This is a genomic window from Acuticoccus sp. I52.16.1, from assembly GCF_022865125.1.
GTDB lineage: Bacteria > Pseudomonadota > Alphaproteobacteria > Rhizobiales > Amorphaceae > Acuticoccus.
This window is the reverse complement of sequence record NZ_CP094828.1, coordinates 604,540-630,520: the sequence shown is the minus strand read 5'-3', so window position 1 is coordinate 630,520 and position 25,981 is coordinate 604,540. Positions and strand designations below refer to the sequence as shown.

Annotated in this window: 23 protein-coding genes; 20 read left to right on the top strand and 3 right to left on the bottom strand. The window is 69.2% G+C overall.

From position 1 onward, the window contains the following. Position 1 precedes the first annotated feature (1 nt). Entirely contained in the window at positions 2-940 is a 939-nt protein-coding gene (locus tag MRB58_RS02875) for a glyoxylate/hydroxypyruvate reductase A (RefSeq protein ID WP_244780195.1), read from the bottom strand. Positions 941-1,014: 74 nt separating this feature from the next. Here MRB58_RS02875 and def point away from each other — a divergent pair, with 74 nt between their 5' ends. From def to MRB58_RS02845, 6 genes are all read left to right on the top strand, one after another. Then, entirely contained in the window at positions 1,015-1,530 is a 516-nt protein-coding gene (def, locus tag MRB58_RS02870) for a peptide deformylase (RefSeq protein ID WP_244780194.1), read from the top strand. Between the two features lie 70 nt (positions 1,531-1,600). After that, a complete protein-coding gene (fmt, locus tag MRB58_RS02865; protein ID WP_244781877.1) occupies positions 1,601-2,524 on the top strand; it encodes a methionyl-tRNA formyltransferase in 924 nt (307 codons plus the stop codon). Between the two features lie 102 nt (positions 2,525-2,626). Continuing rightward, positions 2,627-3,385: a tRNA pseudouridine(38-40) synthase TruA gene (gene truA, locus MRB58_RS02860; RefSeq protein WP_244780193.1), complete on the top strand. Its 759-nt coding sequence runs from the start codon at positions 2,627-2,629 to the stop codon at positions 3,383-3,385. Then, on the top strand, positions 3,382-4,257 hold the full coding sequence (locus tag MRB58_RS02855) for an S-methyl-5'-thioadenosine phosphorylase (RefSeq protein WP_244781876.1): 876 nt from the start codon (positions 3,382-3,384) through the stop codon (positions 4,255-4,257). Before truA ends, MRB58_RS02855 begins: the two co-directional genes overlap by 4 nt. Positions 4,258-4,259: 2 nt before the next feature. Continuing rightward, the gene (locus tag MRB58_RS02850; RefSeq protein ID WP_244780192.1) at positions 4,260-4,805 is read left to right on the top strand and encodes an adenine phosphoribosyltransferase; all 546 of its coding nucleotides are present in this window, start codon (positions 4,260-4,262) and stop codon (positions 4,803-4,805) included. A 219-nt stretch (positions 4,806-5,024) separates the two neighbouring features. Continuing rightward, positions 5,025-5,258, top strand: coding sequence for a hypothetical protein (locus MRB58_RS02845; RefSeq protein WP_244780191.1), 234 nt, complete (start codon positions 5,025-5,027; stop codon positions 5,256-5,258). Positions 5,259-5,346: 88 nt separating this feature from the next. On the opposite strand, the gene MRB58_RS02840 is transcribed toward MRB58_RS02845, so the two are convergent. Together MRB58_RS02840 and MRB58_RS02835 are read right to left on the bottom strand one after the other, a co-directional pair. Next, a complete protein-coding gene (locus MRB58_RS02840; protein WP_244780190.1) occupies positions 5,347-6,144 on the bottom strand; it encodes an RNA methyltransferase in 798 nt (265 codons plus the stop codon). Between the two features lie 31 nt (positions 6,145-6,175). Continuing rightward, positions 6,176-7,990, bottom strand: coding sequence for an ATP-binding cassette domain-containing protein (locus tag MRB58_RS02835; protein ID WP_244780189.1), 1,815 nt, complete (start codon positions 7,988-7,990; stop codon positions 6,176-6,178). 168 nt (positions 7,991-8,158) lie between these two features. On the opposite strand from MRB58_RS02835, the gene MRB58_RS02830 reads away from it, so the two are divergent. From MRB58_RS02830 to MRB58_RS02765, 14 genes are all read left to right on the top strand, one after another. Continuing rightward, on the top strand, positions 8,159-8,494 hold the full coding sequence (locus tag MRB58_RS02830) for a hypothetical protein (RefSeq protein WP_244780188.1): 336 nt from the start codon (positions 8,159-8,161) through the stop codon (positions 8,492-8,494). Positions 8,495-8,593: 99 nt separating this feature from the next. Then, positions 8,594-9,586, top strand: a complete 993-nt coding sequence (gene dctP, locus MRB58_RS02825; protein ID WP_244780187.1) for a TRAP transporter substrate-binding protein DctP — start codon at positions 8,594-8,596, stop codon at positions 9,584-9,586. Positions 9,587-9,595: 9 nt separating this feature from the next. Further along, positions 9,596-10,090, top strand: coding sequence for a TRAP transporter small permease (locus MRB58_RS02820; RefSeq protein ID WP_244780186.1), 495 nt, complete (start codon positions 9,596-9,598; stop codon positions 10,088-10,090). Between the two features lie 203 nt (positions 10,091-10,293). Next, positions 10,294-11,568 carry a TRAP transporter large permease gene (locus MRB58_RS02815; RefSeq protein ID WP_244780185.1) on the top strand — a complete coding sequence of 425 codons (1,275 nt, stop codon included), beginning with the start codon at positions 10,294-10,296 and terminating at the stop codon, positions 11,566-11,568. Positions 11,569-11,824: 256 nt separating this feature from the next. After that, a complete protein-coding gene (gltB, locus tag MRB58_RS02810) occupies positions 11,825-16,486 on the top strand; it encodes a glutamate synthase large subunit (protein ID WP_244780184.1) in 4,662 nt (1,553 codons plus the stop codon). A gap of 118 nt (positions 16,487-16,604) precedes the next feature. After that, on the top strand, positions 16,605-17,081 hold the full coding sequence (locus tag MRB58_RS02805) for a DUF2938 family protein (RefSeq protein WP_244780183.1): 477 nt from the start codon (positions 16,605-16,607) through the stop codon (positions 17,079-17,081). A gap of 26 nt (positions 17,082-17,107) precedes the next feature. After that, entirely contained in the window at positions 17,108-18,025 is a 918-nt protein-coding gene (locus tag MRB58_RS02800; protein ID WP_244780182.1) for a 5'-methylthioadenosine/S-adenosylhomocysteine nucleosidase, read from the top strand. Beyond that, positions 18,022-18,867: a 23S rRNA (adenine(2030)-N(6))-methyltransferase RlmJ gene (locus tag MRB58_RS02795; RefSeq protein WP_244781875.1), complete on the top strand. Its 846-nt coding sequence runs from the start codon at positions 18,022-18,024 to the stop codon at positions 18,865-18,867. Before MRB58_RS02800 ends, MRB58_RS02795 begins: the two co-directional genes overlap by 4 nt. A 154-nt stretch (positions 18,868-19,021) precedes the next feature. Next, positions 19,022-20,440, top strand: a complete 1,419-nt coding sequence (locus MRB58_RS02790) for a glutamate synthase subunit beta (protein ID WP_244780181.1) — start codon at positions 19,022-19,024, stop codon at positions 20,438-20,440. An 8-nt stretch (positions 20,441-20,448) separates the two neighbouring features. Continuing rightward, positions 20,449-21,555 carry an AbrB family transcriptional regulator gene (locus MRB58_RS02785; RefSeq protein WP_244780180.1) on the top strand — a complete coding sequence of 369 codons (1,107 nt, stop codon included), beginning with the start codon at positions 20,449-20,451 and terminating at the stop codon, positions 21,553-21,555. 75 nt (positions 21,556-21,630) lie between these two features. Beyond that, complete coding sequence (locus tag MRB58_RS02780) at positions 21,631-22,875, top strand: multidrug effflux MFS transporter (RefSeq protein WP_244780179.1); 1,245 nt, start codon at positions 21,631-21,633, stop codon at positions 22,873-22,875. A gap of 76 nt (positions 22,876-22,951) precedes the next feature. Then, complete coding sequence (locus MRB58_RS02775; protein WP_244780178.1) at positions 22,952-23,116, top strand: YdcH family protein; 165 nt, start codon at positions 22,952-22,954, stop codon at positions 23,114-23,116. A gap of 85 nt (positions 23,117-23,201) precedes the next feature. Next, positions 23,202-25,097 carry an AMP-binding protein gene (locus MRB58_RS02770; protein WP_244780177.1) on the top strand — a complete coding sequence of 632 codons (1,896 nt, stop codon included), beginning with the start codon at positions 23,202-23,204 and terminating at the stop codon, positions 25,095-25,097. After that, positions 25,094-25,879 carry an SDR family NAD(P)-dependent oxidoreductase gene (locus tag MRB58_RS02765; protein WP_244780176.1) on the top strand — a complete coding sequence of 262 codons (786 nt, stop codon included), beginning with the start codon at positions 25,094-25,096 and terminating at the stop codon, positions 25,877-25,879. Before MRB58_RS02770 ends, MRB58_RS02765 begins: the two co-directional genes overlap by 4 nt. The last annotated feature ends 102 nt before the right edge of the window (positions 25,880-25,981 follow it).

Genomic DNA, 25,981 nt, shown 5'->3' with positions numbered 1-25,981 from the left:
CTCAGTAGCCGCGCGCGAGGTCGACGACGTTCTGCAGCGGCTGGCCGCTCTCGTAGGCGTCGATCTGGCGGATGATGTTGGCGACGGTGGCCTCCGGGTCGGAGGCCGCCGCGACGTGGGGGGTAATGACGAGGTTGGGCCCGTCCCACATCGGGTCTCCCGCCGGCAGCGGCTCCTCGTTGAAGACGTCGAGCGAGGCACCCTTCAGCGCGCCCGACCTCAGCGCGGCCAGGATGTCCGCCTCGTTCTGCAGGCCGCCGCGGCCGGCGTTGACGAGCACCGGCCCCAGCGGACTGCCGCCGCCGAGCTTGGCGATCAGCGCCGCGTCGAGGATGCCGCGCGTGCCCTCGGTCAGCGGCAGCAGCGAGACGAGGATGTCGGTCCGGGCGAGGAAATGGTCGAGCCCGTCGTCGCCGTAGTGGAGGGTGATGTCGCTCGACTTGGGCGAGCGGGACCAGCCGTGGACGTTGAAGCCGAGCGCCAGGAGGATCGGCGCACAGTGGCGGGCGAGGGTGCCGTAGCCCATCAGCCCGACGCGGGCGGAGTGCGCGGCGGGCTGCGTCAGCTCGGTCCACTCGTGCTTCGCCTGGAAGTCCAGGTAGGTGAGCGCCTGGCGGAAGTGAGTGAGCACCTGAAGGACGACCCACTCGCCCATCCGCGAGGTCAGGTCCGGGTCGACGAGGCGCACCAGCGGCACGGCCGGAAACTCCGGGTCGGCGATCACCCCGTCGACGCCGGCGCCCATGTTGAAGATCGCCTTCAGGTTCGGCAGCGTCTTCAGGACGCCGCGCGGCGGCTTCCAGGTCAGCGCGTAGTCGATGCCGGCGGGGTCGTAGTCGTCCCGGCCGTGGACGAGGAGCGGGCGGTTCGGGGCGACGGCCTGCCAGGCGGCGAGCCATTCGTCCTGTCCCCAGTCGGCGGAGAGGAAAAGCGTTGTCATGGTAGAGGTCTCATAGGCAATTGGCGGGCCGTTTGACAATTGACCGCCGCCCACGCGCGTCATATCTGCCGCCCATGGCGAAACGTCCGATCCTCATCATCCCCGATCCCGTGCTGCGGCGTGTGGCAGAGCCTGTGACCGCCGTCGACGATCGGATCAAGTCACTGGCCGACGATATGCTCGAGACCATGTATGCCGCGCCCGGCATCGGCCTCGCCGCGCCGCAGATCGGCATCTCGGAGCGCCTCGTCGTCCTGGACGTGGCGACGGAGGACGACGCCGAGCCTGCGCCGATGGTGCTGATCAACCCCGAGATCGTCGCCCGCTCGGAGGAAACCTCCGTCTACGAAGAAGGCTGCCTGTCGATCCCCGACTATACCGAAGACGTCGAGCGTCCGGCCCGCGTCACCGTGCGCTACCTCGACCGCGAGGGCGCGGAGCGGACCGTGGACGCGGACGGCCTGCTGGCCACCTGCCTGCAGCACGAGATCGACCACCTGAACGGCGTCCTCTTCGTCGACTATCTCTCCCGGCTGAAGCGGGAGCGGGTGCTGAAGAAATTCGCCAAGCAAGCCAAGCTCGGCGCGTGATGGTGACCCCGACCCGATTCGCGCAGCCGGTGCGCCGCGGTCCGTCCGCTCGCCCGCGGGTGACGGCATGATGCGCGTCGTCTTCATGGGCACGCCCTCCTTCGCGGTGCCGACGTTCATGGAAATCGCCGGCCAGGGGCACGAGATCCCGGCCGTCTACACCCAGCCGCCGCGTCCGGCCGGCCGCGGCATGGCCGAGCGCCGCTCGGCGGTGCACGAGGCGGCCGACGCGCTGGGCATCGAGGTGCGCCATCCGACGTCCTTGAAAGAGGAGGCCGGCGCGATCGAGGCGCTGGAGGCGGACGTGCTGGTGGTCGTCGCCTACGGGTTGATCCTGCCGCAGGCGGTGCTCGACTCGGCGCCCCTGGGGGCCTTCAACGTCCACGCCTCGCTGCTGCCGCGTTGGCGTGGCGCGGCGCCGGTCGCCCGCGCCATCATGGCCGGCGACGCGCAGACGGGCGTTGCGGTCATGCGCATGGAGAAGGGCCTCGACACCGGCCCGGTCGCCATGGTGGAGCGCACGCCGATCGGACCGGACGACACCGCCGCCGACCTGACCGACCGCCTCTCGCGCCTCGGCGCCGACCTGATGGTCCGCGCCCTCGCCGGCCTGGAGCGCGAGGCGCTGACGATGACGCCGCAGCCGCAGGAGGGTGTCACCTACGCCCACAAGATCGACAAGGCCGAGGCGCCGATCGACTTCACCGCCGACGCCGAGACCGTGCGCAACCACATCCACGGCCTCAACCCGATGCCGGGCGCCCACGCGACCATCGAGATCGGCGGCAAACCGGAGCGGCTGAAGGTGCTGCGCGCGACCCTCGCCGACGGGACGGGCGCGCCGGGCGAGGTGCTGGACGACCGTCTGACCGTCGCCTGCGGGCGCGGCGCGGTGCGTCTCGTGCGGGTCCAGCGGGCCGGCAAGTCGCCGGTGGAGGCGGATGCCTTCCTGCGCGGCGCCCGCATCGGCCCGGGCGACCGGTTCGAGCGCTGAGCGGCGCGGCGAGATGGACTTCGCCGCGGCTGCCGGTTAGGCCGGGGGAGCCCGCCGGCGACGCCGCCATCGAGGCCGCCCCGCAACCGATCGCCAGCTGCCGTGCCGCGCTACAAGCTCACCATCGAATATGACGGGACGCCTTATGTCGGCTGGCAGTGCCAGGAGACCGGGCGCGCCGTGCAGGAGGCGCTGGAGGACGCGCTGGAGAAGTTCGTCGGCACGGCGACCCGCGTCCACGGCGCCGGGCGCACCGACACCGGCGTCCACGCCACCGGCCAGGTGGCCCACGTCGACCTCGCCAAGGACTGGCGCGCCGACACCGTGCGCGACGCGGTCAACGCCCACCTGCGGCCCGAGCCGGTCGCCGTCCTCTCGGCCGAGCGCGTGGGCGACGACTTCGACGCGCGCCACTCCGCCCGCGCGCGGCACTACCTCTACCGCATCGTCAACCGCCGGCCGCCGCTGGCGCTCGAGCGTGCCGCATGGCGGGTGCCGCAGCCGCTCGACGTCGCGGCGATGAACGCGGCCGCCGCCCACCTCGTCGGCCGGCACGACTTCACCACCTTCCGCGCCGCGCAGTGTCAGGCCAAGAGCCCGCTGCGCACGCTCGACCGGCTCGACGTGACGCGTTCGGGCGAACGGATCGAGGTGCGGGCCAGCGCGCGCTCTTTCCTTCACAATCAGGTTCGGTCCATGGTCGGCACGCTGGTCGAAGTCGGCATCGGCCGCTGGCAGCCGCGGGACGTCGCGGCGGCGCTGGCGGCCCGCTCGCGGCCGGCCTGCGGTCCGGTCGCTCCGGCGGTCGGCCTTGTTTTGACGCGCGTCGACTACGCGCCGCAGGAGGACGAGGAGAGCTGATGGACGTTGTGCTCGGCATCATCGGCGGGTCGGGACTTTATGACCTGCCAGGCCTCGAGGGGACGTGGGAGACGGTGGAAAGCCCGTGGGGCGAGCCGTCCGACCGGGTCCTCGTCGGCACCCTGGCGGACACCCGGATCGTGTTCATGCCCCGCCACGGCCGCGGCCACCGCCTCGGCCCGACGCAGATCGACTATCGCGCCAACATCGACGTGATGAAGCGCGCCGGTGTGACCGACCTCGTCTCGCTCTCGGCCTGCGGCTCGCTGCGCGAGGACCTGCCGCCGGGGACGTTCGTGATCGTCGACCAGTTCATCGATCGCACCTTCGCGCGCGAAAAGTCGTTCTTCGGGGCGGGCTGCGTGGCGCATGTGTCGATGGCCCATCCCGTCAGCCGCGACTTGGGCGACCGCATCGCCGCGGCGGCGGACGTCGCGGGCGTCGTCTGCCATCGCGGCGGGACCTACCTCGCGATGGAGGGGCCGCAGTTCTCCTCGCTGGCCGAATCGCACCTCTACCGCAATTGGGGGGCGGACGTGATCGGCATGACCAACATGCCGGAGGCCAAGCTCGCCCGCGAGGCCGAGATCGCCTACGCCACCGTCGCCATGGTGACAGACTTCGACAGCTGGCACCCCGACCACGGCGAGGTCGACATCCAGCAGATCATCACCACCATGCGGGCCAACGGCGACGCGGCGCGCGCGCTGGTCCAGGCCCTCGCCGTGGCGACCCCGCCGACGCGCCAGCCCTGCTCCACGGGGTCGGACACGGCGCTGGAGTTCGCCATCATCACCGCGCCGGAAGCGCGCGACCCGGCGCTCGTCGCCAAACTCGACGCGGTTGCCGGCCGCGTCCTCCACAGGACCTGACCATGAGCCAGACGACGCGCGACCTGCGCGAGATGGTGCGGGCGATCCCCGACTATCCCAAGACGGGCATCGTCTTCCGTGACGTGACGACCCTGTTCGGCGACGCCGACGGGTTGGCGCGCACGGTGGACGCGATCGCCGGGCACGCGGCCGGGCAGGGGTTCGACCTCGTCGCCGGGATCGACGCGCGCGGCTTCATCCTGGGCGGCGCGCTGGCGCTGAAGATGGGCAAGGGGTTCGTGCCGATTCGCAAGTGCGGCAAGCTCCCCGCCGAGGTCTATCGCGAAGAGTACGCGCTGGAGTACGGCACCGACGAGGTGGAAATCCACAGGGACGCCATTCCCGACGGCGGCGCGACGGTGCTTCTGGTGGACGATCTGATCGCGACCGGAGGCACCGCGATCGCCGCGGCCCGGCTGATCCAGCGCGCCGGCGGTACGGTGCCGCTGGCGGCCTTCGCGATCGACCTGCCCGAGCTGGGGGGCGCCCGGCGGCTGGCCGACATCGGCGTCGCCACCTTCGCGGTGATGGCCTTTGAGGGGCATTGACGCGTCCCGTCGCGGGGCGGGGAGGCCCGCGATCGGGGACAACGGGCGGGCCGTCGTCATTTCCGGGACGTGCTAGGGTGCTGACATCGTGGACCAATTTACTTAACAACACGACGCGCCGCTTGGTTCCCGCCAAACAGCTATTCCGCCGATGGCCTTTCTGGCCCATGACCCAAAGGTTAGCCTGATCGGCAATTCACTGAACTTAGGTGCAGGGCAATGTCCGTAAGCTACGAGTTGCGCAATTATTGGTGTGCGAGTCGGATGGTCTGCCGGCTCTCGCCGCGGGTCGCCGCCCGCTACCTCGCGCCGCGTATCGTCTGGGCGGTGACGCAGCGCGAGAAGGCGCTTCTGGAGCGCCTCCGCGACCAGGCCCTCCGGGCCGACCATTCCGCCATGACCGAGGCGAACGTCCTCCCCCTCCAGCGCAGCGAACCGCCTTCGGTCGCCTGACCCGCCGCGCATCGGCGGCGCCCGGCGCGCCCGGCACGTCGGCCGCGACGCCGCCTGCGCATCCTTGCGAGAGTTCGCCGTGGGTCGGCTACAGGCCGTGTTGCAGGGCGTGGGCGTGGAGCGCGATGCCGGCGGTGGTCGCGACGTTGAGGCTGTCGACGCCCGGCGCGATCGCGATCGCCAGCGGCTCGGCCGATGCGATCAGCGCCTCGGGCAGGCCGGGGCCCTCCGTGCCCAGCAGGAAGGCCGCGCGTTCGGCGAGCGGCGTGGCGCCGAGGCGGGCGTCGGCACCCGGTGTCAGCGCGTAGGGGGTGAGGCCGGCCGCACGCAGCGCAGCCACGAGATCGTCCCCGGCGGTGTAGGTCGGTACCGTCAGCGGGGCCCCCGCGCCGACACGGATCGCCTTGCGGTAAAAGGGGTTGGCCGTCGTCGCGTCGATCGCCACGCCCGCCGCACCGAACGCGGCCGCATTGCGGTAGATGCCGCCGACATTGTCGTGATTGGCGAGGTTGACCAGCACCGGCAGGCGCAGCGGTCCCGCCGGCAGCGCGGCCAGCGGGCGCGGCGCCGGGACCCGGCCGGCGGCGAGGATCCCGCGATGCAGGTGGAAGCCGGCGATCGTGTCGACGACGCTCTGCGGGGCCACGTAGAGCGGCGCGGCGCCCCGGCGTGCCAGCACGGGGAGGCGCGCCACCCGGCTCTCCTCGACCAGCAGCGCCAGCGTCTCCAGCGGCGAACGCTCCAAGAGCACCGTCAGCACCGAGAGCCCCTCGGCGATGAAGACACCGTCCCGGCCGATCCTGTCCCGCTCGCGGATGTCGCGGAAGAGCGCGATCGCCGGGTCGTCCGGGTCCGTGACGCGGATGGGGGGCGGAGAGGCGGTCACCGGGCGTGGCTCCGGCCGCCGCGACGGCGGATCACCCCGCTTCCAGCTCCTCGCGCTTCATTTCCAGCTCCAGCCAGCGCTCTTCGGCGGCGTCCTTCTCGGCCTGCCGGGTGGCGAGGTCGCCGGTCAGCGTCTCGAACCGCGTGGGGTTCCTGGCGTAGAGGCTCGGGTCGGCCAGCGCGTCGCTCAGCTCGGCGATCGCAGCGTCCAGCGCCTCCAACTTGGCCGGCAGCGTTTCGAGGTCGTGCTTCTCGCGGAAGGAGAGCTTGGCGGCCTTCTTCGGCGCGGCGGGCTTGTCCTCCTTCGGCTTCTTCGCCTTGGCGGGGCCGGTGTTCTCCACCGCCCGCACCGGCGCCTCGCCACGCTGCACCAGCATGTCGGAATAGCCGCCCGGATACTCGCTCCAGCGGCCGTCGCCGTCCGCCACCAGCGTCGTCGTCACGGTGCGGTCGATGAAGTCGCGATCGTGGCTGACCAGCAGGAGCGTGCCGTCGTAGTCGCCGATCACCTCGGCGAGGAGGTCCAGCGTCTCGAGGTCGAGATCGTTGGTCGGCTCGTCCAGCACCAGGATGTTGGAGGGCATCGCGAAGGCACGGCCCAGCAGGACCCGCATCCGCTCCCCGCCCGACAGCGCGCCGACGGGGGTGTTGAACTGTTCGGGCGTGAACAGGAAGTCTTTCAGGTAACCGGCGACGTGCTTGGTGGTGTTGCCGACGGTGATCTGGTCGGAGCCGGCCGGGCTGATCGCCTGACGCAGCGGGGTCGTCGGGTCCAGCGCCTCGCGCCGCTGGTCGAGGAGGTTCACCTTGAGGTCGGTGCCGTAGGTGATCTTGCCGGTATCGGGCGCCAGGCGGCCCAGGAGCATGTTGATGAGCGTCGTCTTGCCGACGCCGTTGGGGCCGACGAGGCCGACCCGGTCGCCCCGCATGATGGTGGTGGAGAAATCCGCCACAACGGTCTTGTCGCCGAAGGACTTGGCGAGGCCCTCGGCGACGATCATCCGCTTGCCGGAGCGCTCGGCGCCGGCGAGCTGCATGTCGGCGAGACCGGTGACCTTGCGCTGCTCGCGCCGCTCGGTGCGCAGGTCCTGCAGCTTCCGCAGGCGGCCCATGTTGCGCTTGCGCCGCGCGGTGACGCCGTAGCGCACCCACTCCTGCTCCTGCTCGATCTTCTTGTCGAGGCGGCGGCGCTCGTCCTCCTCGGCGGCCAGGATCTCGTCGCGCCAGTCCTCGAACGCGGCGAAGCCGCGGTCCATCCGGTGCGTCTTGCCGCGATCGAGCCAGACGACCGCGGTGGACAGCTCCTCCAGGAAGCGCCGATCGTGGCTGATGAGGACGAGCGACTTGCGGCGCTCCACGAGGGTCGCCTCCAGCCAGGCGATGGCGGCGATGTCGAGGTGGTTGGTCGGCTCGTCCAGCAGGAGGACGTCCGGGTCCGGCGCCAGCGCGTGGGCGAGGGCGGCACGGCGGATTTCACCACCCGACATGGGTCCGGGCGCCGCATCGGCGTCGAGGCCGAGCGATTCGAGCGTGGCGCGGGCGGCGTGCTGGTCGTCCCCCTCGGCGAGGCCGGAGACCACATAGTCGAGCACGGTCGGGTAGGCGGAGAGGTCCGGCTCCTGGGCGAGGTAGCGCACGGTGGCGTCCGGCTGGACGAATCGCTGGCCCGAATCGGCCTGGACCAGCCCGGCGACGATCTTCAACAGCGTCGACTTGCCGGAGCCGTTGCGGCCGACCAGCGCGATGCGTTCGCCGGGGGCGAGCTGCAGCGAGGCCGTCTCCAGCAGCGCAGTGCCGCCGAAGGTGAGCGCGATATCCTGCAAGGACAGTAGGGGAGGGCGTGCCATGGCTCGCTAATATGCGTGGCGGTGGGCCGCTACAAGGGTCGCCGCGGGGTTGGCGCGGTGGATTTTTCCCCAGCCTCGACACGCCGGTGAGCGTCACCGCCGACGCTCGTTAGGAGGGCGTTAACCAGAATTGGTCACGCTTGATCAACCAAGAATGGAGCGAGGCAGATGGCAATCCACTCGGTGTTCGTGTCCCCCCGCAACCGCGACGGCTCCGGCGTCGATCTTCGGCTGCGTGTCCTCTTCAACGACGTCTATCGCGTCGGTTCCGAGTTCTGGCTGATCGATTCGGCGCGGGACAGCGAGACCGTGACGCGCCTCATCCGCACCATTCTCGCGCCGGGAGACAAGACCTTCGTCGGCGCGTTGCAGCGCGACGTGTGCTCGGGCCTGTCGCACAATGCGCAGTCGTGGCTGAACGCGCCGGGGCGCAACTGGGGCCGCACCGGTCGCGGCATGGGCGAGATGCCGGCCGAAACGGTTCCGCTGGCGGCCGTCGCCTGAGGGTTCATCGCTCAACCACTTGACATATGGCCTCCTTGTTCGCCCATGGTGGCGACAATGAGACGGCGCCGAGCCAACGGCGCATCCCAGGGAGGACCTATGACGAAGAAATGGATCGCCGGCGCGCTCGCCGGCGTGGCGCTCGCCGGACTGTCGCTGCCCGCGTCGGCCGAGACCACGATGCGCATCACACTGCAGCTTCCGCTGAAGTCGCACCTCGGCCAGAACCTCCTGTTCTTCAAGGAGGAGGTCGAGAAGATCTCCGAGGGCGAGATCAACGTCGAGATCTACGACTCGGCCCAGCTCTACAAGGACAACGAGGTGCCCGAGGCGGTCGGCTCCGGCCAGATCGAGGCGGGCGTGGCCTCGCTGACGCGCTTCGTCGGCGAAATTCCGGCGGTCGACGTCTTCTACATGCCCTTCCTCCTCAACACCGAGGAAAAGGTCCGCGCGGCCGTGGCGCCGGGCTCGCCGGTTCGCTCGGCGATCGACGACGCCATCGCCGAGACCGGCAACAAGGTGCTGTGGTGGCAGGCGTACGGCTCGGTCGTCCTCCTGTCGAACGACGAGCCCATCGCCACGCCCGAGGACATGGCGAACAAGAAGGCGCGCGTGTTCGGCAAGTGGCTGGGCGAGTGGATCGACACCGTCGGCGGTGCGCCCACCCTCATCTCCGGCTCCGAGCAGTTCCTCGCCTACCAGCGCGGCACGGTCGACGTCGGCATGACGGGTGTGTCGGGCGTCTCCTCGCGCTCGCTGTGGGACGTGATGGACACCATCACCCGCGTCAACGTCGCCGACATCGAGTTCATCGTCGTCGTCAACCAGGACTGGTGGGAAGGTCTCTCCGAGCAGGAGCAGATGTGGATCACCGAGGCGGCCGGCGCGGCCGAGACGTCGGTCCGTGACGAGATGAGCCAGATCGAGGCCGACGCCTACGCGCAGGCCGAAGAGCACGGCATGACGGTCTACGACCCGACGCCGGAGGAGATCGAGGCCTGGAAGACCGCCTCGCAGCCGGTGATCGAGAAGTGGCTGTCGGAGTCGGGCGACCTCGGCCAGACGGTCTACGACGCGGCCAAGAACCTCTAAGGAACTGCCATGCGGGGAGTGGCTCAGGTCACGGCGGCGATCGCGTCGGTTCTCCTGTTCGCGATCGGTGTCATGCTCACATACGAGGTCGTGGCGCGTTACTTCTTCAACGCGCCGACGATCTGGGCCGAAGAGCTCTCGCGCCTGGCGATGATCTGGGCCGTGTTCATCGGGAGCGCGGCCCTCCTTCGCGGGGGCGACCACATCCGCGTCACGGTCATCACCGAAAAGCTGCCCCCGGCACTGCGCAACGTGATGGAGGTGTTCAGCCTCGTCTTCGTGGCGGTGATCTCCGGCTTCGTGGCCTGGCACGGCACGCCGATCGCCTGGAACTCGTTCGAGCGCGGTCGCACCGTGGGGTCGATGCTCGACCTGCCGTCGTGGGTGAGCCAGGCCTCGGTGCCGCTCGGTTTCGCGCTGATCGCCATCCAGGCGGTGGCGCTGATCTTCGCGGTCCCGCGCCAGGGTGTGGCCACCGCCGCGTCCGATCACATCGAACTCTGACCCCCCTTCGTGGCTCGCCCCGACCCGGCGGCCGGCACCCGAATTTGCGAGATGCGGCTCACAATGGGACACTCAAAGTTGTTCTTTGATCATATTTGGGATCCCGAACATCTCGACCCGGTGGTCTTCACGCCGGCGGCGCCGATAGAGGCGGGCCGCGCACGCACCGTCGCGGCCGGGCGTCCGACCGAGGAGGCCCGCCCGTGATCTCGATTGCCATTCTCGTCGCGCTCTTCCTGCTGTTGTTGACGGGTATCCCCGTCGCCTTCGTTCTGGGCGGGCTCGGCATCATCCTCCTGGCGCTCGGCGGCTTCTCGCCGCTGATGGCGCCGGCGGGGCTCCTGTCGGCGATGGACTCGTTCGTCCTCGTCGCCGTGCCGCTCTTCCTCTTGATGGCCAACGTCATGCTGAAGGGCGGGGTGGGGCGCGACCTCTTCGCCGCGCTGCAAGCCTGGGTCGGGCACCTTCCCGGCGGCCTCGCTGTGGCGACGATCCTCTCCTGCGGCGTCTTCGCGGCGATCTCCGGCTCCTCGGTCGCGACGGCGGCCACCATCGGCACGGTCGCGATCCCGGAGATGACGTCGCGCGGCTACCCGCGGCACTTCACCTTCGGCGTGCTGGCCGCAGGCGGCACGCTCGGCATCCTGATCCCGCCATCCCTGATCATGATCATCTACGGCGTGATCACCGAGGAATCGGTGCTGGCGCTTTTCATCGCCGGTGTCGGGCCGGGGCTGATCATGATCGTGCTCTTCATCATCTACTCGATCCTCTACGCGCGCACGCAGCCGCAGCTGGAGCGGGTGGAGAAGGCGACCTGGGCCGAGCGGCGGCAGACCGGCGTGCGCGCCTTCCCGACGATCCTCTTGTCGGGCCTCGTCATCACCGGCATCTATCGCGGCTGGTATACGCCGACCGAGGCGGCCGCCATCGGCTTCGCCGGCGCGCTCTTCGTCACCGGCATCGTGTTGCGGACCCTGACGCTGCGGGCGCTGTGGGAAGCGACCGTGATGTCGATGCGCACGACGGTGGCGATCCTCCTCATCGTCGCCGGCGCCAAGGTGTTCGGCAAGGCGATCGCGCTCTACCGCATCCCGCAGGACGTCTCGTCCTTCATCATCGACACGATCGCCTCGCCGAGCCTCTTCATCATGGCGGTGGCGGTGGTGCTCCTCATCATGGGGCTGGTGATGGAGAGCCTGTCGCTCCTTCTCATCATGGTGCCGGTGCTGGCCGGGGCCTTGATTCCGCTGGGGATCGACCCGATCTGGTTCGGCGTCTTCTTCGTCATCATGGTCGAGTGCGCGCTGATCACGCCGCCGGTGGGATTGAATCTTTATGTGATCCAGGCGGTCGGCAACGGAACGTTGACCGAGGTGTCGCGCGGGATCCTGCCCTTCCTGGCGCTGATGCTCCTGACGGTGCTGGCGATTACCGTGTTCCCGCAGCTCGCGTTGTGGCTGCCGTTCAACCTGTAAGCGTCGCGGGCGACAGTCGGGGCGCGTGCGGGGGTATTGGCGGGTTGGCCGCGCGCTTGCATGATGCGTCCCGGACGAGCCGCCGTTTGCGCCTACGCACAAACACGCTATACCGACCTGCCGCGCGGCCGACGGTGTCAGCGCGTGCCGAGCCTCCGAACAATCAGGACGGGTGCTCGAGCCGCTCGTCCTGAGGGAGACGAGCGACCCGAACAAGAGGCGTGCCCGCTTGGCGGCGGGCTGAAGGAGATTGACGATGACCCAGTTGTTGCCCATCGCACGCTCTCACGCGCCGACCACCGCGACCCGTCGCGCTCCGACCGAGGGCCTCTATCGGGCCGACAAGGAGCACGACGCGTGCGGAGTCGGCTTCATCGCCGACATCAACAATGTCGCCAAGCACGAGATCGTCAAACAGGGCCTGGAGATTCTGGTCAATCTGACCCATCGCGGCGCGGTGGGGGCGGACCCGGAGATGGGTGACGGCGCCGGCCTGCTGATGCAGATGCCGGACGAGATGTTCCGTGCCGAATCCGAGCGGCTCGGCTTCACGCTGCCGCCGCAGGGCGAGTATGCCGTCGGCATGATCTTCCTGCCGCCCGAACACGTCGCCAAGACCGCGGTCGTGGAAGAGGTGATCGCCGCCGAGGGGCAGACGCTGCTGGGCTGGCGCGACGTTCCGGTGAACTCCGAGATCCTGTCGGCGTCGGTCGCCGCGTCCGAGCCAGTGATCAAGCAGTTCTTCGTCGCCCGCGGCCCGGGGATCGACAACGAGACCGACTTCGAGCGGCGCCTGTTCATCCTGCGCAAGGTGATCTCGAACACCGTCTACGGCGGCGAATCGCCCGCCGAGCACGGCTTCGTCATCTGCTCGCTGTCGTGCCGCACGATCGTCTACAAGGGCATGTTCCTCGCCCATCAGCTCGGCGCCTACTACCGCGACCTGACGGACGAGCGCTTCAAGTCGGCGATGGCGCTGATCCACCAGCGCTTCTCGACCAACACCTTCCCTTCCTGGGGCCTCGCGCATCCGTTCCGGATGGTCGCCCACAACGGCGAGATCAACACGCTGCGCGGCAACAAGAACTGGATGGCCGCGCGTCAGGCGACGGCGTCCTCGTCGCTCTTCGGCGACGAGATCTCCAAGCTGTGGCCGATCTCCTACGAGGGCCAGTCCGACACCGCCTGCTTCGACAACGCGCTGGAATTCCTCGTCCAGGGCGGGCACTCGCTCGCCCACGCGATGGCGATGCTGGTGCCCGAGGCGTGGGCCGGCAACCCGCTGATGTCGGACGAGCGCCGCGCCTTCTACGAGTATCACGCCGCCCTCATGGAGCCGTGGGACGGCCCGGCGGCGATCGTCTTCACCAACGGCCGCCAGATCGGCGCCACGCTCGACCGCAACGGACTGCGGCCGGCGCGCTACTGCGTGACCCACGACGGGCTGGTGGTGATGGGCTCGGAGGCCGGCGTGCTGCCGATCGACGACAGCCGCATCAAGACCAAGTGGCGCCTGCAGCCGGGCAAGATGCTGCTGATCGACCTCGAGGAGCACCGCATCATCTCCGACGAGGAGGTCAAGCGCCAGCTCGCCTCGGAGAAGCCGTACCAGGCCTGGCTCGACAAGACGCAGATCGTGCTGGAGGACCAGCAGGCGGTCCGCTCGCGCGCGCCGCGCACCAACGAGTCGCTGCTCGACCGGCAGCAGGCGTTCGGCTACACGCAGGAAGACCTGAAGCTGCTTCTCTCCCCGATGGCGATCACCGGGCAGGAGGCGCTCGGCTCGATGGGGACCGACACGCCGCTCTCCGTGCTGTCGGACCGCTCCAAGCTGCTCTACACCTACTTCAAGCAGAACTTCGCCCAGGTGACGAACCCGCCGATCGACCCGATCCGCGAGGAACTCGTCATGAGCCTGGTGTCGTTCATCGGCCCGCGCCCCAACCTCTTCGACCTCGAAGGGCAGACCAAGCGCAAGCGTCTGGAAGTGCGCCAGCCGATCCTCACCAACGACGACCTGGAGAAGATCCGCGAGATCGGCGACATCGCCGACGACCAGTTCCACACCAAGACGCTGGACATCACCTACCCCGCCGAGCAGGGCGCGGAGGGCATGGCCGACATGATCGACCGCCTGTGCGACCGGGCCGAGAAGGCCGTGCGCGACGGGTACAACATCATCGTCCTGTCGGACCGGCTGGTGTCGCGCTCGCGCATCGCGATTCCGGCGGTGCTGGCGACGGCGGGCGTCCACCATCACCTCATCCGCAAGGGCCTGCGCACCTCGGTCGGTCTGGTGGTGGAGACGGGGGAGCCGCGCGAGGTGCATCACTTCGCGGTCCTCGCCGGCTACGGCGCGGAGGCGATCAACCCCTACCTCGCGTTCGAGACGCTGACCGAGCTGCACAAGGGCTTCCCCGAGGAGGTCGACGATCAGGAGATCGTGCAGCGCTACATCAAGTCGATCGACAAGGGTCTTTTGAAGGTGATGTCCAAGATGGGCATCTCCACCTACCAGTCCTACTGCGGCGCGCAGATCTTCGACGCGGTCGGCCTGTCCCAGGACTTCGTCGACCGGTTCTTCTTCGGCACCGCCACCACGATCGAGGGTGTCGGCCTGATGGAGGTCGCCGAGGAGACCGTGCGGCGCCACAGGATCGCCTTCTCGGACGACGTCCTGATGGCGCGTCACCTCGAGGTCGGCGGCGAGTACGCCTTCCGTACGCGCGGCGAGCACCACTTCTGGCATGCCGATGCGGTGGCCAACCTGCAGCATGCGGTGCGCGGCAACGCCCAGGACCGTTACGACGAGTATTCGCGCCTCATCAACGACGACGCGGGCCGCTTCGCCGTGCGCGGGCTCTTCCGCATCAAGGATGCCGCGGAAACCGGCCGCTCGGCGATCCCGGTCGAGGAGGTGGAGTCCGCCGCCGACATCGTGAAGCGCTTCGTCACGGGCGCGATGTCGCTCGGCGCCATCTCCAAGGAGGCGCACGAGACGCTGGCGCTCGCCATGAACCAGATCGGCGGCAAGTCGAACACGGGTGAGGGCGGTGAGGATCCGGACCGCTTCCGGCCGCTGCCGTCGGGCGCGTCCAAGCGCTCGGCGATCAAGCAGGTCGCGTCCGGCCGGTTCGGCGTCACCACCGAGTATCTGGTCAACGCCGACCAGATCCAGATCAAGATGGCGCAGGGGGCCAAGCCCGGCGAGGGCGGCCAGCTCCCCGGCCACAAGGTCGACGCGGTGATCGCCAAGCTGCGCCACTCGACGCAGGGTGTGGGCCTCATCTCCCCGCCGCCGCACCACGACATCTACTCGATCGAGGATCTGGCGCAGCTCATCTTCGACCTGAAGAACGTCAACCCGGCGGCCGACATCTCGGTCAAGCTCGTCTCCGAGGTGGGGGTCGGCACGGTGGCGGCCGGTGTCGCCAAGGCGCGGGCCGATCATATCACCATCGCCGGCTACGACGGCGGCACGGGCGCCTCGCCGCTCACCTCGATCAAGCACGCCGGTTCGCCCTGGGAGATGGGCCTCGCCGAGGCGCACCAGACGCTGGTCGCCAACGGCTTGCGCAGCCGCATCCGCCTCCAGGTCGACGGTGGGCTGAAGACCGGGCGCGACGTCTTCATCGGCGCGCTGCTGGGGGCCGACGAGTTCGGCTTCTCGACCGCGCCGCTGATCGCGGCCGGCTGCATCATGATGCGCAAGTGCCATCTCAACACCTGCCCGGTGGGCGTGGCGACGCAGGATCCGGTGCTGCGCCGGCGCTTCAAGGGCCTGCCGGAGCACGTGATCAACTTCATGTTCTTCGTGGCCGAGGAGGTGCGCACCTACCTCGCCGCGGCCGGCTTCCGCACCATGGACGAGGCGATCGGCATGGTCGACACGCTCGACCAGCACCGCCTGCTCGACCACTACAAGGCCAAGGGCCTCGATTTCCGCAAGGTCTTCGTGAAGATGCCCGAGCCGATGGAGGAGCAGCGCAACACCACGCGCCAGCTCCACCCGATCGAGACCGTGCTCGACCGCCAGCTCATCGCCGAATCGCAGGCCGCCATCGCCAGCGAGGAACCGGTGGTGATCGAGCGCGAGGTCAACTCCATCGACCGCACCGTCGGCGCCATGCTGTCGGGCGAGATCGCCAAGGCGCACGGCATGGAGGGCCTGCACGACGGCACCATCGTCGTGAAGCTCGCCGGTACCGCGGGCCAGTCGTTCGGCGCGTGGCTGGCCGCGGGCGTGACCCTGGAGCTGACGGGCGACGCCAACGACTATGTCGGCAAGGGCCTGTGCGGCGGGCGCATCATCGTGCGGCCGCGGCCGGACTCGATGATCGTCCCGACCGAGTCGATCATCGTCGGCAACACGGTGCTCTACGGCGCCATCGCCGGGTCGGCCTACTTTGCGGGTGTGGCGGGCGAGCGCTTCGCCGTGCGCAACTCCGGTGCTGTGGCGGTGGTGGAAGGCTGCGGCGACCACGGCTGCGAATACATGACCGGCGGCGCGGTGGCCGTGCTGGGCTACACGGGGCGCAACTTCGCGGCCGGCATGTCGGGCGGTGTCGCCTACGTGCTGGACGAGGAGGGCGACTTCAAGAAGCGCTGCAACCTCGCCATGGTCGAGCTGGAGCCGGTGCTCGAGGAGGACGACCTGATGGAGCGTCTGCACCATCACGGCGGCGACCTCGAGACCAAGGGCCGTGTCGACGTCTCGGTGAACATGACGCACCACGACGAGGAGCGCCTGCTGACGATGATCCAGAACCACGTCAAGTGGACCGGATCGGCGCGCGGCCAGCAGATCCTCGACCACTGGGACGTCTTCCGGCCGAAGTTCGTCAAGGTGATGCCGGTCGACTATCGCCGGGCGATGGAAGAGATGGAGACGCAGCGCATGGGGATGGCGGCGGAATAACCCGCCGTCTCCCGGCGGCGGGCGGCGTCATCGCCGCCGCGGCGCGGGTGGCCTCCCGCATCCGGGCCGGCGGTGCGTCCGCCGGCACCCCAACAACACGACAAGACGGAGAATACCGTTGCTCGATTTCCTGCGCATCGTTCTCATCGGCGTCGGCGCGACCGCGATCTTCGACCTGTATCTGATGCTGCTGGCGCGGCTGGGCCTGCCGGGCGCCAACTGGACGATGGGCGGGCGCTGGTTCGCCCACATGCCGCGCGGCACCTTCGTCCACGCCAGCATCGCCGACGCCGCCTCGATCCCCGGCGAGACGGCCGTCGGGTGGACGATGCACTATCTCATCGGCATCCTCTATGTCGGCGTCGTGGTGATCGTGGCGGGGCTCGGCTGGCTCGACGCGCCGACGCTGCTGCCCGCATTGATCGTCGGCTGGGTCACGGTGCTGGCGGGCTGGCTCGTCATGGCGCCGGCCATGGGCGCGGGCTTCGCCGCGTCGCGCCGGCCCAACAAATGGACCGTGCGGGCCGTCAATCTCTCGGCGCACACCGTGTTCGGCCTCGGCATGTGGCTGGTGGCCCTCGTCTTCGCCGGCTGAGACGCCTCGTACCCGGAGACCCACCGATGCTTCGCCCGATTCTGCCGATGATCGCCGCGCTGGCCCTTTCCGCCGCCCCCGCCGTGGCGGAGGGGGCCGACGGTACGCCCCGCATCGCGGTGATGTCGGCCTTCGCGCCGGAGTGGGGCGTCCTGCAGGACATGCTGGAGAACCGCGCCGACACGGTCGAGCACGGCGTGCGGTTCGTGACCGGCGAGATCGAGGGCGCGCCGGTGGTGCTGCTGCTGTCGGGCGTCGGCATGGTCAACGCCGCCATGTCGGCCCAGATGGTGGTCGACCGCTACGACGTCGCGGCCATCGCCTTCTCCGGCATCGCCGGCGGCGTCGATCCGTCGTTGACGCTGGGGGAGGTCGTGGTGCCGGCCGAATGGGGCTCCTACTTCAACGTGCTCCTCGCGCGGCAGACGGGCGAGGGCTACGAGGTGCCGCCCTTCATGCACCGCGATATCGCCAACCTCGGCATGATCTTCCCGCAGCCGGAGCTGGTGCGCAGCGAGGGCGTGGAGGAGCCGGAGCACCGGTTCTGGTTCCCCGTCGACCGGGCGCTGCTGGAGACTGCGCGCGCCGCGGTGGAGGATCTCACGCTCGACGATTGCATGACCGAGAACCTCTGCCTGACCGAGGCGCCGGGGATCACAATCGGCGGCAAGGGCGTCTCGGGCTCGGCCTTCGTCGACAATGCCGACGTGCGCGCGTACATCTTCGACACCTTCGAGGCGAAGGTGGTCGACATGGAGAGTGCCGCGGTGGCGCACGTGGCGGCGACCAACGGCGTCCCGTTCATCGCCTTCCGCTCGCTGTCCGACCTCGCCGGCGGCAGCGGCGCGGCCAACGAGATGGAAGTCTTCATGGGCCTCGCGGCAGCCAACTCGGCGGCCGTGCTGCGGGCCTTCCTGGCCGAATGGGCGGCGGACCGGCCCTGAACTACCGTCACGCCTTCCACGCCGGCAACCATGCCGACATCCTCAAGCACGTCGTCCTCACCCGGATCCTCGACTACCTGAAGCGCAAGGCCAAGCCCATCCGCGTGATCGACACGCACGCCGGCATAGGCCTCTACGACCTCGGCGCGTCCGAGGCGGTCCGCTCGCCGGAATGGCGCGAGGGGATCGGCCGGCTGGACGGCGCCCCGCTGACGGCCGAGGCCGAGGCGCTGCTGGCGCCGTTCCGCGCGGCGGTGGCGGCCGTCAACGCGGGCCGGCTGCTGCACTATCCGGGTTCGCCGCTGATCGTGCAGCAGATGCTGCGCGCGGACGACGCGCTGGAGGCCATCGAGCTGCACCCGGTCGACCATGGGCTGCTGGTGGACGCGCTGGGCCGGGACGGACGCATCAAGGTGCTGCACCTCGACGGTTGGCTGGCGCTGGGGGCCCATCTGCCACCCAAGGAGCGGCGCGGCCTGGTGCTCGTCGACCCGCCGTTCGAGGAGGCGGCCGACTGGGGGCGCCTGGTGGACGGTCTGAAGGCGGCGCACCGGCGCTTCGCCAACGGCGTCTATCTGCTCTGGTATCCGCTGAAGGCCGGCGCGCCGGTCGACATCCTCCACCGTGACCTGCGCGCGGTAGGGATCCCCAGGATCCTCGCCGCCGAGATGAGCGTGCGGGACGCGGGCGCGGCGGGCCTGTCGGGCTCGGGCGTGATCGTCGTCAACCCGCCGTTCACGCTGGAGGCCGAGCTCGGCGTCCTCCTTCCGGCTCTGACGGCGCGGCTGGCGCAGGACGGCGGCGCCTCCTGGCGGATCCGATCCCTCGGCGGCGAGGCGTAGACTTTGCGCTTCGTTGTGCTATTCGGCGCGCCAACACACTGATCTGTGGCGTGAACGCGTCGCCGTACGGTCTACGCGACGATGGCCGCACGCGAAGATTGACCCGAACCGTCATCCGTTGCAGTCATCGATGGTGGTGAATGAAGGAGTGACGATGGGGAAGGTCACGGGTTTCCTGGAGATCGACCGGCAGGAGCTGAAGTATCAGCCGGCGGCCGATCGTATTCGGCATTTCAAGGAGTTCACGCTTCCGCTCTCGGAGCCGGAAGTGGAACGGCAGGCGGCGCGCTGCATGGATTGCGGTATCCCGTTCTGCCAGTCCGACGCCGGCTGCCCGGTCGACAACCAGATCCCCGACTGGAACGATCTCGTCTACGCCCACGACTGGGAGGAGGCGGCCCGCAACCTCCACTCGACCAATAATTTCCCGGAGTTCACCGGCCGCGTCTGCCCCGCCCCGTGCGAGGAAGCCTGCACGCTCAACATCGAGAACACCCCGGTCGCCATCAAGGCGATCGAGCAGGCGATCGCCGACAAGGCGTGGGACAACGGCTGGATCACGCCGCAGCCGCCTGCGCGGCTGACGGGCAAGAAGGTCGCCGTCGTCGGCGCCGGATCGGCCGGTATGGCGGCGGCGCAGCAACTCGCGCGCGTCGGCCACGAGGTGCACGTGTTCGAGCGGTACGCCAAGTCCGGCGGCCTGCTGCGCTACGGCATCCCCGATTTCAAGATGGAGAAGACCAGCATCGATCGCCGTCAGGGCCAGATGGAGGCCGAGGGCGTGGTCTTCCACTTCGGCGCCGACGTGGACGATGCGCGGCTGACGCAGCTGGCGGGTGAGTTCGACGCGGTGCTGCTGACGACGGGTGCCGAGCGTCCGCGCGATCCGGGCCTGCCGGGGCTGGACCTCGCCGGCGTTCACTACGCGATGCCGTTCCTGGTGCAGCAGAACCGCCGCGTCGGCCGCGAGCCGTTCGAGGACACGCCCATCGTGGCCTCGGGCAAGAACGTCGTCGTCATCGGGGGCGGCGATACGGCGTCGGACTGCATCGGCACGTCCATCCGACAGGGCGCGCTGCAGGTCACCCAGCTCGACATCCGCCCGATGCCGCCGATCCGCGAGAACAAGGACGTCGTGTGGCCCTACTGGCCGACGAAGTTCCGCACCTCGTCCTCCCAGGCGGAGGGCGCGGACCGCGAGTTCGCGGTGGCGACGCTGGAGATCGTCGGCAAGAAGGGCCGCGCGACGCACGTGCGCTGCGCCCGCGTCGACCCCTCGCGCAAGCCGATCTCCGGCACCGAGTTCGACATCAAGGCCGACCTCGTGCTGGTGGCGATCGGCTTCTCCGGCCCGCGGCTCGACACCTACCTCTCCGGTGGCGCCTTCGAGCTGGACCAGCGCACCAACGTCGTCGCCAACACGCAGGACTATCGCACCTCCGTCCCGAAGGTGTATGCCGCGGGTGACGTGCGGCGAGGACAGAGCCTCGTGGTCTGGGCGATCCGCGAGGGTCGGCAGGCCGCGCGCGCCATCGACCTCGACCTGATGGGGGCGACGACGCTCCCGCGCTAAGGAGCTCCATGCCGCCGTCCATCCATCAAACGAGGGAGGCGGCGCAGGAGAGCGCGCAGCCGACCTGGACGCCGGCGCGCGTCGCCGTCGCGCTGCTGACGGTCGGCATCGGTACCTTCGGCGCGTTGGTCTTCCACGCATTCGGCATGCCGGCGGCTTTCCTGACCGGCTCGGCGGCGGCAGTGGCGGTCGCCCTCGTCGCGGGCGTTCCGGTGACCCTGCCCAATGCGGTGCGCTCCGGCTCGTTCTCGGTGCTGGGGACCGTCATGGGGTCCAGCATCAGCCTCGCCGCGCTGGAGCAGCTGGTGACGGCGCCGGTCGCGCTGATCGGCCTCGTCCTCGTGGTCGTCGGCACGTCGGCCGCGAGCGCGGCGGTGCTCTATTGGCTCGGCGGGTGGGACAGGCTGTCGGCGCTGTGCGGGTCGATCCCGGGCAACCTGCCGCTGGTGCTCGCCGTCTCGACAGAGGGCGGCGCGCGGATGGACCGCGTGGTCATGGCGCAGTCGCTGCGGCTCTTCATCCTGGTGGCACTGATCCCCTTCGTGTTCGGCGGCTCGGATGCGAGCGACCTCGAGATGGCGCCCGACGACATCGCCGCCTTCGATGTCGCCTTCACCCTGGCGCTGACGGCGGGGGCGGTGGCGCTGGCCTATGTGGCGCGCATCCCGGCGCCGGCGCTGATGGGGCCGTTGATCGCGGGGGCGGCCATGTCGGTCACCGGCCTGGCGCGGGTGGCGATCCCGGACTGGATGGCCGCCTTCGCGCTCGTGATGCTGGGCACGTCCGTCGCGCTGCGGTTCCGCGGCGTTCAACGCGAGGGGCTGGCCCGGATGTTCGTCGCCTCGCTGGGGGCGTTCGTGGCGGCGGCCTCGGTGTCGCTGGTGCTGGCCGTCGCGTTCGCGGCGATCCTGGCGCGCCCGGTGGGGACGGTCTTTTTCGCCTATGCGCCGGGCGGGATCGATACGATGATCGCGCTGTCATTCCTGTTGAACTACGACGTGGCATTCGTCGCGCTCATCCACACCGCGCGCATGATCCTCCTGTCGCTATCGCTGCCGCCGGTCATCGCGCTACTCGGGCGTCGCTGGCGAAACGAACGTTCGATCGGCGAGTAGCGCGCACCTGCCATGCCTTTCGCTCCCCGTCGAATGCGTTAGGTGTCGCAGCAAGCAAATTGAGAAAGAAGCGATATGAGTGATCAATCTCGCAAGCTCGGCAATTCGTCCATGGCCGAGTTTGTGGGCATGATGGCGATGTCGATGGCCCTCACGGCGCTGTCGGTCGACATCATGCTCGTGGTGTTGCCGGACATTGCCGCAGACTTTCAGCTCACCGACGCCAACACCCAGCAGTTCGTGATCACGACCTATATGGCCGCCTTCGCGACGGGGCATCTGGTGGTGGGGCCGATGTCGGACCGGCTCGGGCGCAAGCCGGTGCTGGTGGGGGGCTTCCTGCTGTATGCGGCCGGGACGATCCTCGCCATCTTCGCCCAGAGCTTCGAGATGCTGCTGGCGGCGCGTGCCGTGCAGGGGCTGGGCGCGTCCGGCCCGCGCGTCGTCGCCGTGGCGGTGGTGCGCGACCGGTACGTCGGCCGCGGGATGAGCCAGATCATGAGCATCGTGATGATGGTGTTCATCATCTTGCCAATCATCGCCCCGTCGCTGGGGAGCCTTCTCGCGTTATTGGGGTCCTGGCAGCCGATTTTCGTGTTCCTTCTCGCGTTTGCGTTGTGCGTGATGGTCTGGATCGGGGTGCGGCTGGAGGAGACCAACCCGCGCACCGGCGAGGGGGTACGCAAGGCGGTCCCGGTGCTGGTGGCGCTGAAGACCATCCTGGAGAGTCGCCAGACCGTCGGTTATACGATGAGCCTGGGCTTCATCTTCGGCTGCCTGATTACGTATATCGCCAGTGCTCAGCAGATGTTCGAGGACATCTACGGCATCGTCACGTGGTTTCCGCTGATTTTTGCCAGTGTCGCGGGCGGTATGGTCGTCGCCAGTCTCGTCAATTCCACCGTGGTCGAGAGAATCGGCATGCGTCGACTGTCGCACGGAGCGTTGATCGTGTTCGCGCTGGTCGCGGTCGTGGCGAACATCGTGCATGTCGCGATCGGCGAATTCCCCGTGGGGCTGTTGGTGGCGTTCCTGTCGCTGTCCTTTTTCCTGGTCGGGTTGATGCTTCCGAACTTCAACGCGCTGGCCATGGAGCCTCTGGGGGCGATCGCCGGCACGGGGTCGTCGTTCGTGGGCTTCGCGATGACGGCGCTGGGGGCGATTCTGGGCGGCGCGGTCGGTCAGCTTTACGACGGATCGGCGTACCCGCTGTTCACCGGCTATTGCTTCTTCGCGTTGATATCGCTGGTGATTGTCGTGATCACGGAGCGGGGGCGGTTGATGCATGCCTCGCCGCAACATGGTGACGCATCGAAGTAGCACTTTTTCGACTTAAAGGTGTAGATCTCGCGTCCGAAAGTGCTATTCTCTTACCCAGCTAAGCACGGAGGGGCCGATGTCCGCTGAGGCACGCAAGGCTGCGCTAGAGCGCAAGCATGCCGCGATCGAAGCTGAGCTGCAAACCCTAGTCACCCAACCCAGTGCCGATCAGCTGGTCTCCGCCCAGCTGAAGCGAGAGAAACTCCGTCTGAAGGATGAGATCGCCCGCCTAAGAGCTTGACGGCTCTCCCGTTTGCGCCACTGGGGCGTTGGTGGCATCGTTCCACCGACGCGCCGCGACAAGGTGCGCAATCGGGGAGGGGGGAATGTCGGACCTCTATGAGGCGACGATCGAGTCGTGGCGTGCGGATCCTGAGGCCTTCTGGCTGAAGGCCGCCGCAGCGGTCGACTGGATCGAGCCGCCGCGAGCCGCTTTCGACCCGGGCGCCGGCATCTACGGCCGCTGGTTCGCCGACAGCGTGATGAACACCTGCTGGAATGCGGTGGACCGGCACCTGCCGGCTCGCGCGGACCAGCCGGCCGTCATCTACGATTCCCCCGTTACGGGCACGCAATCGGTCTGGACCTACGGCGAGCTTGCCGCGCGTGTGAACGCGCTGGCGGCCGTGCTGCAGGATTTCGGCCTCTCCAAGGGCGACCGGGCGATCGTCTACATGCCGATGATCCCCGATGCGCTCGTGGCGATGCTCGCCTGCGCGCGGCTGGGCGCGATCCACTCGGTCGTGTTCGGCGGGTTCGCCGCCAAGGAGCTGGCCGCCCGGCTGGACGACGCCGCGCCGAAGCTGATCATCGCCGCCTCGTGCGGGATCGAGCCGACGCGCGTCGTCCCCTACGAGCCGCTGATCAGCGAGGCACGGCGCATCGCAAAGGATGCGCCGCCGGTGCTCTACCTGCAGCGCGAGCAGGGCCCGGCGGACCTCGCCGGGCCGGGTAACCACGATCTCGGACCGCTCTACGCCGCGGCGCTGGCCGAACGGCGGCATGTGCCGTGCGTTCCGGTCAAGGGGACCGACCCGCTCTACATCCTCTACACTTCCGGCACGACCGGGCGGCCCAAGGGGGTCGTGCGCGACAACGCGGGCTACTGCGTCGCGTTGGCATGGTCGATGACCAACCTCTACGGCATCGCGCCGGGCGAAGTGTGGTGGACCGCGTCGGACGTCGGCTGGGTGGTCGGCCACTCCTACATCGTCTACGGCCCGCTGCTCGTCGGCGCGACGACGGTGGTGTTCGAGGGCAAGCCCGTCGGCACGCCGGACGCGACCGTGTTCTGGCGCGTCGTCGCCGAGCACGGCGTCGTCTCGCTGTTCACCGCGCCGACCGCCATCCGCGCCATCAAGAAGGAAGACCCCGACGGCGAGCGCCCCGCCGCGTTCGACCTCACCCGCTTCCGCGCGCTCTTCCTCGCCGGCGAGCGGGCCGACCCCGCCTCCATCGCCTGGGCCGAAGGGGCGCTCGGCGTCCCGGTGATCGACCATTGGTGGCAGACCGAGACCGGCTGGGCGATCTGCGGCAATCCGCTCGGTCTCGGCGCGCTGCCGGTCAAGCCCGGCTCGCCGACCAAGCCGATGCCCGGCTACGACGTGGTGATCCTCTCCGACAGCGGCGAGGAGCTGCCGCGCGGCGTCATGGGCAACATCGCGCTGCGCCTGCCGCTGCCGCCGGGCTGCCTGCCGACGTTGTGGCACGACGACGCGCGCTTCCGCTCGGCCTACCTCGAGGCCTTCCCCGGCACCTACGCCACCTCCGACGCCGGGCTGATCGACGACGACGGCTACGTCTTCATCATGGCGCGCACCGACGACGTCATCAACGTCGCGGGCCACCGCCTGTCCACCGGGGTGATGGAGGACGTGCTCACCTCGCACCCCGCGGTGGTGGAGTGCGCGGTGATCGGCGCGGAGGACGCCATCAAGGGTCAGGCGCCGATCGGCTTCGTGGTGCTGCGGCCGGACGCCTCGTTCGACGGGCTGGAGGCCGAACTCGTGGCGAAGGTGCGTCAGGAGGTGGGGCCGGTCGCCGCATTCAAGCGGGTGATCGCCGTTCCGCGCTTGCCCAAGACGCGCTCCGGCAAGACGTTGCGCGCCACGATGAAGAAAATCGCCGACGGAGAACGCTACACCATGCCCGCCACCATCGACGACCCGGCCGCGCTCGACGACATCGAAACCGCTCTCGGCAAGCCCGGCGCCGCTGCGTGAGAGGCCTCAACGACAAGGTGGCGATCGTCACCGGGGCCGCGCGCGGCATCGGCCGTGCCGTCGCCGAGCGCATGGTCGAGGAGGGCATGCGCGTCATGCTGGCGGACGTGAACGCGAGCGAGGGGGAGCGCGTCGCCAAGGCGCTCGGGCCCGAGAGCCACGTGCAGTTCACCGAATGCGACGTCGCCGAGCGGCTCGACGTGCGCAACCTGATCGCCGCGACGATCGAAACCTTCGGCGGTGTCGACGTGCTCGCCAACAACGCGGCGATCGACGGCGGGGCGGAATTCCTGGCCCTCACCGAGGAGGATTTCGACCGGGTCCTGCGCGTGAACCTCAAGGGCGCCTTCCTGATCTCGCAGGGCGTCGCGCGGCATATGGTGGAACGGGTCGAGGACGGGGGGGCGCCCGGCACGATCGTCCACATGAGCTCGGTCAACGCGGTCTTCGCGATGACCTCGGAGGTGCCCTATTCGGTCTCCAAGGGGGCGATGACGCAGCTGATCCGGGTGAGCGCGCTGGCCTTGGCGCCGTGGGGTATCCGCGTCAACGCCGTCGGCCCGGGCACCATGGAGGGGGACTTGCCGCCGCGCGCGACCCGCGATTCCAAGGCGGTGAAGACATTGATGTCGCGCACGCCGATGGGCCGGATGGGCCGCCCGCAGGAGATCGCCGCGGTGGTCGCCTTCCTCGCCTCGCCCGAGTCGAGCTACATCACCGGACAGACCGTCTACGCCGACGGGGGCCGGCTGCCGCTCAACATCGTCGTCCCGGTCGACTGAGCGGCGCGCTCGCCGCAAAACCGTCTGACGATTTTGGCTGACGAACGCGCCGGGCCCTGTCAAAGTCGCGCAGCGATCGTTATGTGACATAGCACGCGAATG

Excerpts from the sequence above, each read along its gene's own strand:
- def (WP_244780194.1), top strand. The coding sequence starts at position 1,015 with ATGGCGAAACGTCCGATCCTCATCATCCCCGATCCCGTGCTGCGGCGT.
- MRB58_RS02850 (WP_244780192.1), top strand. The coding sequence starts at position 4,260 with ATGAGCCAGACGACGCGCGACCTGCGCGAGATGGTGCGGGCGATCCCC.
- MRB58_RS02770 (WP_244780177.1), top strand. The coding sequence starts at position 23,202 with ATGTCGGACCTCTATGAGGCGACGATCGAGTCGTGGCGTGCGGATCCT.
- MRB58_RS02790 (WP_244780181.1), top strand. The coding sequence starts at position 19,022 with ATGGGGAAGGTCACGGGTTTCCTGGAGATCGACCGGCAGGAGCTGAAG.
- MRB58_RS02835 (WP_244780189.1), bottom strand. The coding sequence starts at position 7,990 with ATGGCACGCCCTCCCCTACTGTCCTTGCAGGATATCGCGCTCACCTTC.
- fmt (WP_244781877.1), top strand. The coding sequence starts at position 1,601 with ATGCGCGTCGTCTTCATGGGCACGCCCTCCTTCGCGGTGCCGACGTTC.
- MRB58_RS02785 (WP_244780180.1), top strand. The coding sequence starts at position 20,449 with ATGCCGCCGTCCATCCATCAAACGAGGGAGGCGGCGCAGGAGAGCGCG.
- MRB58_RS02775 (WP_244780178.1), top strand. The coding sequence starts at position 22,952 with ATGTCCGCTGAGGCACGCAAGGCTGCGCTAGAGCGCAAGCATGCCGCG.
- MRB58_RS02780 (WP_244780179.1), top strand. The coding sequence starts at position 21,631 with ATGAGTGATCAATCTCGCAAGCTCGGCAATTCGTCCATGGCCGAGTTT.
- dctP (WP_244780187.1), top strand. The coding sequence starts at position 8,594 with ATGACGAAGAAATGGATCGCCGGCGCGCTCGCCGGCGTGGCGCTCGCC.
- MRB58_RS02820 (WP_244780186.1), top strand. The coding sequence starts at position 9,596 with ATGCGGGGAGTGGCTCAGGTCACGGCGGCGATCGCGTCGGTTCTCCTG.
- MRB58_RS02845 (WP_244780191.1), top strand. The coding sequence starts at position 5,025 with ATGTCCGTAAGCTACGAGTTGCGCAATTATTGGTGTGCGAGTCGGATG.
- MRB58_RS02875 (WP_244780195.1), bottom strand. The coding sequence starts at position 940 with ATGACAACGCTTTTCCTCTCCGCCGACTGGGGACAGGACGAATGGCTC.
- MRB58_RS02830 (WP_244780188.1), top strand. The coding sequence starts at position 8,159 with ATGGCAATCCACTCGGTGTTCGTGTCCCCCCGCAACCGCGACGGCTCC.
- MRB58_RS02800 (WP_244780182.1), top strand. The coding sequence starts at position 17,108 with ATGCTTCGCCCGATTCTGCCGATGATCGCCGCGCTGGCCCTTTCCGCC.
- gltB (WP_244780184.1), top strand. The coding sequence starts at position 11,825 with ATGACCCAGTTGTTGCCCATCGCACGCTCTCACGCGCCGACCACCGCG.